Origin of the sequence: Streptomyces sp. NPDC049597, assembly GCF_040675505.1 — a bacterium.
Classification (GTDB): Bacteria; Actinomycetota; Actinomycetes; order Streptomycetales; family Streptomycetaceae; genus Streptomyces.
Window position 1 is genome coordinate 231,200 of record NZ_JBFAOY010000002.1, and the last position, 8,580, is coordinate 239,779.

The 8,580-nt window shown below is 72.7% G+C and carries 8 protein-coding genes; 7 read left to right on the plus strand and 1 reads right to left on the minus strand.

What is annotated here, in order from left to right; all coding sequences use genetic code 11:
• A partial coding sequence (locus AB0K02_RS04915) for a hypothetical protein (RefSeq protein ID WP_365990930.1) occupies window positions 1-580 on the plus strand: 580 nt, incomplete at its 5' end.
• Window positions 581-670: 90 nt separating this feature from the next.
• Here the strand turns inward: AB0K02_RS04915 and AB0K02_RS04920 are convergent.
• Window positions 671-2,395, minus strand: a complete 1,725-nt coding sequence (locus AB0K02_RS04920) for a phospholipid carrier-dependent glycosyltransferase (protein WP_365990931.1) — start codon at window positions 2,393-2,395, stop codon at window positions 671-673.
• A 61-nt stretch (window positions 2,396-2,456) separates the two neighbouring features.
• Between AB0K02_RS04920 and rsmI the strand changes: the two genes are divergently transcribed.
• The 6 genes from rsmI (at window position 2,457) to AB0K02_RS04950 (ending at window position 8,256) form a co-directional block, all read left to right on the plus strand.
• Complete coding sequence (gene rsmI / locus AB0K02_RS04925) at window positions 2,457-3,314, plus strand: 16S rRNA (cytidine(1402)-2'-O)-methyltransferase (RefSeq protein WP_365990932.1); 858 nt, start codon at window positions 2,457-2,459, stop codon at window positions 3,312-3,314.
• A 148-nt stretch (window positions 3,315-3,462) separates the two neighbouring features.
• On the plus strand, window positions 3,463-3,906 hold the full coding sequence (locus AB0K02_RS04930) for a hypothetical protein (RefSeq protein ID WP_365990933.1): 444 nt from the start codon (window positions 3,463-3,465) through the stop codon (window positions 3,904-3,906).
• A gap of 105 nt (window positions 3,907-4,011) precedes the next feature.
• On the plus strand, window positions 4,012-4,881 hold the full coding sequence (locus AB0K02_RS04935) for a TatD family hydrolase (RefSeq protein ID WP_365990934.1): 870 nt from the start codon (window positions 4,012-4,014) through the stop codon (window positions 4,879-4,881).
• Between the two features lie 116 nt (window positions 4,882-4,997).
• On the plus strand, window positions 4,998-6,509 hold the full coding sequence (locus AB0K02_RS04940) for a ubiquitin-like domain-containing protein (protein WP_365990935.1): 1,512 nt from the start codon (window positions 4,998-5,000) through the stop codon (window positions 6,507-6,509).
• On the plus strand, window positions 6,506-7,366 hold the full coding sequence (gene rsmA, locus AB0K02_RS04945) for a 16S rRNA (adenine(1518)-N(6)/adenine(1519)-N(6))-dimethyltransferase RsmA (protein WP_365990936.1): 861 nt from the start codon (window positions 6,506-6,508) through the stop codon (window positions 7,364-7,366). The genes AB0K02_RS04940 and rsmA overlap by 4 nt, the downstream gene beginning before the upstream one ends.
• Complete coding sequence (locus AB0K02_RS04950; protein WP_365990937.1) at window positions 7,363-8,256, plus strand: 4-(cytidine 5'-diphospho)-2-C-methyl-D-erythritol kinase; 894 nt, start codon at window positions 7,363-7,365, stop codon at window positions 8,254-8,256. Before rsmA ends, AB0K02_RS04950 begins: the two co-directional genes overlap by 4 nt.
• Window positions 8,257-8,580: the final 324 nt, after the last annotated feature.

Genomic DNA, 8,580 nt, shown 5'->3' on the forward strand with positions numbered 1-8,580 from the left:
GACGAACACGGTGAAGACGACGACGAATGTCCTGGTGGACGTTCTGAAGTCCAATGCGCCGTCGAACGTCAAGGTGGCCGTGACGAACACGGTGAAGACCACGACGAACGTCCTGGTGGACGTCTTGAAGTCGAATGCGTCGCCGGCCGTGAAGGTGGCGGTGACGAACACCGTGAAGAGCACGACCAATGTCCTGGTGAACTGCCTGAAGTCGAAGGCGTCGCCTGCGGTCAAGGTGGCCGTGACGAACACCGTGAAGACCACGACCAACGTTCTCGTCGACGTTCTGCAGTCGGGCGCGCCGTCGAGCGTGAAGGTGGCCGCGACCAATGTCGTGAAGACGACGACGGACGTCCTGGTGTCCTCGCTGAAGCCCGGTACCAAGCCGGCGGATCAGAAGGCGGCGACCGACTTCTCGAAGAAGGTGAACACCACGCTGAAGGCAGCCCAGAGTTCGAACACTACGCAGCGGACCGAGGCGACCAAGCAGCTCAACCAGTGGAGCGCCTCGCTCCCCAAGTGCCTCCAGCAGAACCCGTTCCAGGAGTGCGTGGGCGCTGCTTCGAACACTGGTGGATGACGGGAAGGAACGACCCGGGACGAGTGCCGATCACCGGCAACCACCCGGAGGGGCCCGGCACCGAGAGGTGCCGGGCCCCTCACGTCACAGCTACACCCAGGTGTCCAGCCACATCCGCCCGCGCCAGTCGTCCATCGGGATCGGCGTGCCCGTGTAGATGGGCCAGAAGTAGATGAAGTTCCACACGATCAGCAGCACCAGCACGCCCGCCCCGATCGCGCCCACCGCCCGGCGGCGTTCGTCGGAGCCCGGCGGGCCCAGCATCGCTCCGATCATCATCGCCACCGCCAGGCACAGGAACGGCACGAAGACGACCGCGTAGAACAGGAAGATCGTGCGCTCCTGGTACAGCAGCCAGGGGGCCCAGCCCGCGAGGAACGCGCACAGGATCGCGCCCGCGCGCCAGTCGCGGCGGAAGAACCAGCGCCACAGGACGTAGCAGAGGGCGAAGCACGCCGCCCACCACAGCAGTGGCGTGCCCAGCGCCAGGACCTCGCTCGCGCACTTGTCGGCGGTGCCCTTGGGGCAGCCGCCCGTGCCCGCGGCAGGGTCCTCGTAGTAGTACGAGACCGGGCGGCCGAGCACCAGCCAGCTCCACGGGTTCGACTGGTAGGTGTGACCGGAGGTCAGGTCGATGTGGAACTGATAGACCTGCGTCTCGTAGTGCCAGAAGCTGCGCCACCAGTCAGGGAACAGCCAGCCCCAACTGCTCTCCCGCCCGTCCCCGGTGCTCGCCCAGTTCCGGTAGTAGCCCTTGTCGGTGACCAGCCAGCCGGTCCACGACACCATGTACGTGACGAGTGCGACCGGCACCGTCGAGAGGAACGCGGGGACCAGGTCCTTCTTCAGCACCGCCAGGTACGGGCGCACCGCGCCGGCCGTACGCCGCGCGCCCACGTCCCACAGCACGCTCATCACACAGAACGCGGCCATGATGTACAGGCCGTTCCACTTGGTGCCCGCCGCGAGGCCCAGCATCACGCCCGCCGTCAGCCGCCACGGCCGCCACCCGAGCCTCAGGGTCTCGGCGACCCGGGCGTCCGGGCGCAGCACGCCGTCGGCGTCCGCCGGGAGCGCGGAGGCGAGCCTGCGCCGTGAGCGGTCGCGGTCGGCGAGCAGCGCGCCGAAGGCCGCGAGCACGAAGAACATCAGCACCAGGTCGAGCAACGCCGTACGGCTCATGACGAAGTGCAGGCCGTCCACGGCGAGGAGCAGACCCGCCAGGCAGCCCAGGAACGTCGAGCGGAAGAGCCTGCGCCCGATCCGGCACAGCATCAGCACCGACAGCGTGCCGAGCACGGCGACCATGAAGCGCCAGCCGAAGGGCGTGAAGTCGAACAACTTCTCGCCGAGCCCGATGACCCACTTGCCGACCGGCGGATGCACCACATAGCCGGGGTCGTCGGGGATCGGGACGGAGGAGCCGTCCTTGAGGATCGTCTTGTCGACGTCCTTCGGCCAGCTCGCCTCGTACCCCTGGTTGATCAGGGCCCAGGCGTCCTTGGCGTAGTACGTCTCGTCGAATATCACGGCGTGCGGTTTGCCGAGGTTCCAGAACCGCAGCACCCCGGCGAGCAGCGCCACCAGGACCGGCCCGCCCCAGGCGGCGATCCTCAACAGCGGCTCCGCGTCGCCCACCCGGACGCCGAGCGCCACCCACAACCGCTCCGAGGGGCGGGTGTAGGGCGGCACCAGGCGTTCGCGCAGGCCGATCACGGGCCGGGGCGTGTAGCCGAATCGGCGCAGCCGCTGCTGCCAGCCGGGCGGCCGGCCTGCGTCCTTGCCCTCGATGGTGTGCGGCGCGGTACTGGTCACCGCGCCATCGTAGGGAACACGGCTGTGCGAGTGGTGCCTCCCGTCCTGGGAGGATGGCTTTGTGACTGGAACGCTCGTACTCGCAGGGACCCCCATCGGCGACGTCGCGGACGCGCCGCCGCGGCTCGCCGCCGAGCTGGCGGGCGCCGACATCGTCGCCGCCGAGGACACGCGGCGGCTGCGCCGGCTCACCCAGGCCCTCGGCGTGCACACGCAGGGGCGGGTCGTGTCGTACTTCGAGGGCAACGAGTCGGCGCGCACCCCCGAGCTCGTCGAGGCCCTCGTCGGCGGCGCGCGGGTGCTGCTGGTCACGGATGCCGGCATGCCGTCCGTCTCGGACCCCGGCTACCGGCTCGTCGCCGCCGCGGTGGAGCAGGACATCAAGGTCACCGCCGTTCCGGGACCCTCGGCGGTGCTGACCGCGCTCGCCCTGTCGGGGCTGCCCGTCGACCGCTTCTGCTTCGAGGGCTTCCTGCCCCGCAAGGCGGGCGAGCGCCTCGGCCGGCTGCGCGAGGTCGCGGACGAGCGGCGCACCCTCGTCTACTTCGAGGCCCCGCACCGCCTCGACGACACCCTCGCGGCGATGGCGGAGGTCTTCGGCGCCGGCCGGCGCGCGGCGGTGTGCCGGGAGCTGACCAAGACGTACGAGGAGGTCAAGCGCGGCGGCCTCGGTGAGCTGGCGGCCTGGGCGGCCGAGGGCGTGCGCGGCGAGATCACCGTGGTCGTCGAGGGCGCCCCCGAGACCGGACCCGCCGAGCTCGACGCCGACGAGCTGGTGCGCAGGGTGCGGGTGCGAGAGGAGGCGGGGGAGCGGCGCAAGGAGGCGATCGCCGCGGTGGCCGCCGAAGCGGGCCTGCCCAAGCGCGAGGTGTTCGATGCCGTCGTCGCGGCAAAGAACGCGGCTCGATCGGCCCAGTGAGAGGGTAAAGGGCTATGGTGAAAGGCAAAGCCCAGAGCCTGCAGCGGCCCTTTCGGCAAGGGAAGTCAAAGAGCCTCCCATTGTTCGACCGGCGCTGATGCGCTCCCGCCGGAAAAGGCGTCCACTGGATCAGTGGAGAGGAGCTGGCATGAGTGAGATCACAGGCACCGGCACCGCCGTCGGCCACGAGGAGTACTCCTTCGCCTGCATGTACTGCGGGCATGGCTGGGAGCAGTCGTACGACATCGAGCACCACACCGACGGGGCGGGCCGGGCCTTCGTCGTCTACAAGACCGGCGGCGTGCGGGTGCCTTCCCCGCTCAAGGCGCCGACGTGCGTCAACTGCGGAAGACACCGGGTCCGGATCATGCGGGCGGGGCAGGTCTCCTCGGTCAGGGACATGATGGCGGAGATGTACGGCCAGCCGCGGGCGCATCCTGTCCCGACGGCGTCGCCCGCCGAGGCGCAGGGCGCGGCCCCGGAAGCCGCCGAGCCTCCGGTCGCCCACCCGGAGGGCGAGCCCCCGGGCCCGGTGCGTGCGCATCACTGGCATCTCTCCGACCTGCTCCACCCGTTCCACCACCGCAAGTGAGCCGTACGCCAGCCGTACGCGAACCGCAGCGGGGACGCGACTGAGCCGCGTGTGAGCCGCCACCGCACGTGAGGGCGAGGGCGGACGCCTCGTAGGATCGCGCCCATGAGTTCGAAGTCCGCACCGCCGCCGCTGCCCGAACCGCTCGGGGTGGCGGTCGGCGATTCGCACACCCACCTGGACATGCAGGACGGCACGGTCGAGGAGGCCCTGGCCAGGGCCGCGGCAGTGGGCGTGACGACCGTGATCCAGGTGGGCTGCGACATCAAGGGGTCCCGGTGGGCCGCCGAGACCGCCGCCGCGCACCGCGAGGTCCACGCCGCGGTCGCGCTGCACCCCAACGAGGCGCCGCGCATCGTGCTGGGGGATCCGGACGGATGGTCGCGGCAGGGCGCGAGGGAGGCGGGCGGGGACGCCGCGCTCGACGACGCGCTCGCCGAGATCGACCGTCTCGCCGCGCTCGACGAGGTGAAGGCCGTCGGTGAGACGGGTCTCGACTACTTCCGTACGGGGCCCGAGGGAATGGCCGCCCAGGAGCGCTCTTTCCGCGCCCATATCGAGATCGCCAAACGGCACGACAAGGCCCTCGTCATTCACGACCGCGAGGCCCACGCGGACGTGCTGCGCATTCTCGCGGAGGAAGGCGCGCCCGAACGCACGGTGTTCCACTGCTATTCGGGCGACGCGGAAATGGCGGAAGCCTGCGCGGCCGCGGGCTATTTCATGTCCTTCGCCGGCAACGTGACCTTCAAGAACGCCCAGCCGCTGCGCGACGCGCTCGTCGTGGCCCCCGCCGAACTGGTCCTGGTGGAGACGGACGCGCCGTTCCTCACCCCGGTCCCGTACCGCGGACGGCCCAACGCGCCCTATCTCGTTCCGGTCACCCTGCGGGCCATGGCGAAGGTCAAGGGGCTGGACGAGGACACGCTGGCCTCGGCGATCGCGGCGAACACCGCACGCGCATTCGGCTACTGACCGGATCGGGCGCACCGGCCTCTCGCGACGCTGCGTGTCCGTGCCGCTTTGGAGAGTGACGAACGCTCCGATACTGTCCGGTGCCACGTGTCGGGCCGGACATCCTCTGGAGCGTCGTGAGCAATGCGCAGGGCAGTCACCGTGCCGCACGCGGCGGCCGCCGCCAGGCGTCCCGGGCCGTGTTCGCCGGCGGGCCGGGCGACCCGGCCGCCCCGGGGGCCGGGGCCCTCGCGGCGGCGTACTCCCCGGAGCCCACGCTCGTGGACGCGCGTCTCGCCGCGGCATACGCGCCGACCCTGCCGTACGTGGACCCGCGCGGCAGCGATGCCGACCGCTCGACACCGGCGTACGAGCCGACCCTGCCGTACGTGGACCCGCGCGGCAGCGACGCCGCCCGCTCGACACCGGCGTACGACGGGCCGGACGGGACCGGGCCGCGGCTGCCGGGCCAGACGCCGCCCCCGTGCCGGCGCGACGCGCGGTCGTCCGGCACGGGCGGACGGACACGGGGGCGACGCCGCCGCGCGGCGGAGCGGCCCGACACCCTGCGCCGGCTCGTCCCGCAGGCCCTCGTCGTCGCCTTCCTCGCCGGCGGGACCTCCGCCTTCGTCGCGGCCGACAAATCCGTGCGGCTCACCGTCGACGGCGTCCCCCGCACCCTGCACACCTTCGCCGACGACGTGCGGGAACTGCTGCACGACGAAGGGCTCGCCGTCGGCCCGCACGACATCGTCGCGCCCGGCGCGGGCGACGACCTCGACAACGGCGACGAGGTCGTCGTCCGCTACGGACGCCCCCTCGCCCTCACCCTCGACGGCCACCGCCGCACCGTCTGGACCACCGCCCGCACGGTCGAGGAGGCACTGCGACAGCTCGGCGTCCGCGCCGAGGGAGCGTTCACGTCCGTCTCCCGCTCATCGGCCCTCCCGCGCTCAGGGCTCGCGCTCGACGTGCGCACCGAGCGGTCCGTCACGTTCATGGCCGACGGGCGTGAGCGCACCATCCGCACCAACGCGCCGACCGTGCGTGGGGCGCTCGCCGAGGCCGGCATCGCGCTGCGCGGCCAGGACACCACATCCGTGCCGCCCGAGAGCTTCCCGCACGACGGCCAGACGGTCACCGTCCTGCGCGTCACCGGCACCCGCGAGGTCCGTGAGGAACCCGTCCCGTACACCGTCGAGAGGACCCGTGACCCGCAGCTGTTCGCCGGGACCGAGACCGTCGTGCGGCAGGGCCGGCCGGGCGTGCGCCGGGTCACCTACGCGCTGCGCACGGTCAACGGCGTACGCCAGAGGCCGCGCAAGCTCTCCGAGGACGTCGTGCGCGAGCCGGTCACCGAGCAGGTGCGGGTGGGAACCCGCCGGCTGCCGTCATCGATGGGCGCGGCCGACAACCTGAACTGGGACGCCCTCGCCGACTGCGAGTCCGGCGGCCGGCCCGGCGCCGTCGATCCTTCGGGGAACTACGGCGGCCTGTACCAGTTCGACATCGGGACCTGGCGCTCCGTGGGCGGCAGCGGACGCCCGCAGGACGCGTCCCCCGAGGAACAGACGTACCGGGCGAAGAAGCTCTACATGCAGCGGGGGGCGAGTCCGTGGCCGCACTGCGGCCGTAGGCTGTATCGGTGAGCACCACTGATCCCGACGCCCTCCTCGGCCCCGCCGACATCCGCGAACTGGCCGCCGCGCTGGGCGTACGCCCCACCAAGCAGCGCGGCCAGAACTTCGTCATCGACGCCAACACGGTCCGCCGGATCGTGCGCACGGCCGAGGTCGAGCCCGACGACGTGGTCGTCGAGGTGGGCCCCGGGCTCGGATCGCTGACCCTCGCGCTGCTGGAGGCGGCGGACCGGGTCGTCGCCGTCGAGATCGACGACGTGCTCGCCGCGGCCCTGCCGACGACGATCGCTGCCCGCCTGCCGGAGAAGGCGTCGCGCTTCTCACTCGTCCACTCCGACGCCATGCACGTGCGGGAGCTGCCCGGTCCGGCGCCGACCGCGCTCGTCGCGAACCTGCCGTACAACGTCGCCGTCCCGGTCCTGCTGCACATGCTGGAACGCTTCCCGACGATCGAGCGCACCCTGGTCATGGTGCAGGCGGAGGTCGCCGACCGGCTCGCCGCCCAGCCGGGGAACAAGGTGTACGGCGTGCCGTCCGTCAAGGCCAACTGGTACGCCGAGGTCAAGCGGGCCGGCGCGATCGGGCGCAACGTCTTCTGGCCCGCCCCCAACGTGGACTCCGGCCTCGTGTCGCTGGTGCGCCGCAAGGAGCCGCTCGCGACGACGGCCTCCCGCCAGGAGGTCTTCGCCGTCGTCGACGCGGCCTTCGCGCAGCGCCGCAAGACCCTGCGGGCCGCGCTCGCGGGCTGGGCCGGATCACCCGCCGCCGCGGAGGCGGCGCTGGTGGCGGCCGGTGTCTCGCCGCAGGCGCGCGGTGAGGCGCTGACGGTGGAGGAGTTCGCGCGGATCGCGGAGGCGAAGCAGTGACTGTGACCGTACGGGTGCCGGCGAAGGTCAACGCGCAGCTGGCGGTCGGCGGGGTGCGTCCCGACGGCTTCCACGACCTGGCCAACGTGTTCCTCGCGGTGGGGCTGTACGACGAGGTGACGGTGCGCCCGGCCCCGTCGCTGACCCTCACCTGCGCCGGACCCGGCTCGGACCAGGTCCCCCTGGACCGTACGAACCTGGCGGCCCGCGCGGCCGAGCTCCTCGCGGCCCGCCACGGGATCTCGCCCGACGTGCACATCCACATCGACAAGGACATCCCGGTCGCCGGCGGCATGGCGGGCGGCAGCGCGGACGGCGCGGGCGCGCTGCTGGCGTGCGACGCGCTGTGGGGCCTCGGCTCGTCGCGGGACGAACTGCTCTCGATGTGCGCCGAGTTGGGGTCCGACGTGCCGTTCAGCCTGGTGGGCGGGGCGGCGCTGGGCACCGGCCGCGGCGAGCGGCTCACGGAGCTCGAGGTCCGCGGGACGTTCCACTGGGTGTTCGCGATGGCGGACGGCGGGCTGTCGACACCGGTGGTGTTCGGGGAGTTCGACCGGCTGAACTCGGGTGTCGCCGTGCCCGATCCCGTCGCCTCACCCGTACTGCTCGACGCCCTGCGCACGGGCGACGCGGCGGCACTCGCGGACGCGCTCGTGAACGACCTCCAGCCCGCGGCGCTCTCGCTGCGCCCGTCGCTGGCCGAGACGCTCGCGACGGGCATGGCCGCCGGGGCGCTCGCCTGCCTCGTCTCGGGCTCGGGCCCGACGACGGCGTTCCTGACGAAGGACGAGGACGCGGCGGGGACGGTGGCGGCGGCGCTCACGGCCTCCGGCACATGCCGGGCCGCGCGCGTGGCGACGGGGCCGGCGCGGGGCGCGACGGTCGTGTAACCGGGGGCCTCGGCCCCCGATCCCGTTCCGGGCTGCGCCCTGAGCCGTTCGGCGCTGCGTGGCGGGGGCCGCTGCGGCGGGGCTGTTCCCCGGCCCCCGTTCCGGGCTGCGCCCGGGCCCCTTCGGGGCTGCGCCCGGCCCCGTTCGAGGCTGCGCTCGGTCCCTGGTCGGGGCTGCGCCCTGGGCAGGTCGGCGCTGCGTGGCGGGGGCCGCTGCGGCGGGGCTGTTTCCCGGCCCCCGTTCCGGGCTGCGCCCGGGCCCCTTCGGGGCTGCGCCCGGCCCCGTTCGAGGCTGCGCTCGGTCCCTGGTCGGGGCTGCGCCCTG